This is a genomic window from Vibrio sp. S12_S33 (assembly GCF_963889785.1).
GTDB classification, from domain to species: domain Bacteria; phylum Pseudomonadota; class Gammaproteobacteria; order Enterobacterales; family Vibrionaceae; genus Vibrio; species Vibrio aestuarianus.
Genome location: NZ_CAWPQZ010000501.1, coordinates 1 through 203 on the forward strand (window position 1 = coordinate 1; position 203 = coordinate 203).

At 60.1% G+C, this 203-nt stretch carries 1 protein-coding gene; it reads right to left on the reverse strand.

Annotated elements, in window-relative coordinates:
- A partial coding sequence (locus AACW06_RS20885) for a hypothetical protein (protein WP_192076441.1) occupies window positions 1-203 on the reverse strand: 203 nt, incomplete at both ends.

A 203-nucleotide genomic window follows, 5' to 3' on the forward strand; every position in this document is an offset into this window, starting at 1 on the left:
GTTAAGGTGATGGTATCGCCTTCTTCCACGCCCGTTGGTAGGGTCACGTTGGTTTCAACGCCGTCACTGTTCTCGGCCACGCTCACGCTGCCGTCCGCGGCATCCGCGATGGTAAGTGTTGGCACCGCAGTTGGCACGGTGGCGTCAAAATCAAACGTCACTGGCGCACTATCACCACTGCTGTTGCCCGCCGCGTCGCTGAT